The following is a 1,737-nucleotide window of genomic DNA, read 5'->3' on the forward strand; positions in this document are numbered from 1 at the left end:
TGGCACTGTTCTTGTTATCTCCGTTGCGTTCAGCGGGCGTGCTTGCCCGTTCCTACGCAAGGGATCCGGGATGTTTGCAGCTGCCAATCAGGCTCATTTCAGCCTGAGCCTTGAAGGCATTGATCACGACTTTCACGTCCTCGCGTTCACCGGCAACGAAGCCATCAGCCAGCCGTTCAGCTTCGTCGTTGATCTGGTCAGCGAGCGGCCTTCGATGGACCTCGAAAGCCTGTTGCAGCGCCCCGCCTTCCTGCAGTTCACCCCCGAAGGCGGCGGCATTCACGGGCTGATCGACCGCATCGCCCAAGGTGATTCCGGCACGCGGCTGACCCATTACTCGATCACCCTGCGCCCGCATCTGGCCCGGCTGGCTCACCGCAGCAACCAGCGTATTTTTCAGCACCGCAGCGTGCCGAAGATCATCGCTCAGGTGCTGGAAGAACACGGGCTGCTGTCCACGGCCTATCGCTTTCATCTCGGCACCGAATACCCCGAGCGTGACTACTGCGTCCAATACGACGAGTCAGACCTGCACTTCATCCAGCGTCTGTGCGAAGAAGAAGGCCTGCATTATCACTTCGAGCACAGTGCCGCCGCGCATCAACTGGTGTTCGGTGACGACCAGACGGTGTTCCCGAAACTGGAGCCGGTCGCCTATCACCCCGACAGCGCGCTGGTGGCTGAAACGCCGGTGATCAAGCGTTTCAACCTGCGCCTGGAAACCCGCCCCAGCCGCATCACCCGCCGCGACTATCACTTCGAAAAACCGCGCCTGACCATGGAAGGCGCCGCCAAAGGCGAGGCCAGGCCAGACCTGGAAGACTACGACTACCCCGGCCGCTTCACGCACCGTGATCGCGGTGTGCATTTGGCCAAACGCGCACTGGAGCGCCATCGTCACGACTACCGGCTGGCTGAAGGTCGCGGTGATCAGCCACGACTGGTCAGCGGGCATTTTTTGCCGCTGAGCGAGCACCCCAATCCAGGCTGGAATGACCTGTGGCTGCTGACTGATGTGCAGCATGAAGGCCGCCAGCCGCAGGTGCTGGAAGAGTCGTTGGCGCACGATCAACGCAGCAATGATGGGTTTCAGCAGGGCTACCGCAATACCTTTGTCGCAACGCCGTGGGACGCCTGTTTTCGGCCGGCTTTACAGCATCACAAACCCCGTGTGCTCGGCAGCCAGACTGCGGTGGTCACAGGTCCTGCGGATCAGGAAATCCATTGCGACCGTCACGGCCGGGTCAAGGTGCAGTTCCACTGGGATCGCGAAGGTCAGGGCAACGAGCACAGCAGTTGCTGGCTGCGCGTCTCGTCCAGTTGGGCCGGTGATCGCTACGGCGGCATGGTCATCCCGCGCATCGGCATGGAAGTGCTGGTGACCTTTCTTGAAGGCGATCCCGATCAACCACTGATCACCGGCTGCCTGTACCACGCCGAGCATGTTCCACCTTACGAACTGCCCGCGAACAAAACCCGTAGCGTGTTCAAGACCCTCAGCAGCCCCGGCGGCAAGGGCTCCAACGAACTGCGCATTGAAGACCGGGCCGGTCAGGAACAGATCTACCTGCATGCCCAGCGCGACTGGGACCAGAACATCGAGCATGACCAGAAAATCCGCATCGGCCACGAGCGCCATGACCGGGTCGAGGCCAACAGCTACAGCGAGTTCAAGGCACAGGAACACCGCACCGTCGACGGTGATCGGCTGACCGAGGCCAAGGCTGATGATCACCT

Annotated in this window: 1 protein-coding gene; it reads left to right on the forward strand. The window is 61.3% G+C overall.

The genetic code is table 11. The annotated features are described in order from the left end of the window. Positions 1-70: 70 nt before the first annotated feature. The coding region (locus tag KDX37_RS29085) for a type VI secretion system Vgr family protein (RefSeq protein ID WP_231656620.1) at positions 71-1,737 on the forward strand (1,667 nt) is incomplete at its 3' end.

Source organism: Pseudomonas californiensis (genome assembly GCF_021147775.1).
Classification (GTDB): domain Bacteria; phylum Pseudomonadota; class Gammaproteobacteria; order Pseudomonadales; family Pseudomonadaceae; genus Aquipseudomonas; species Aquipseudomonas californiensis.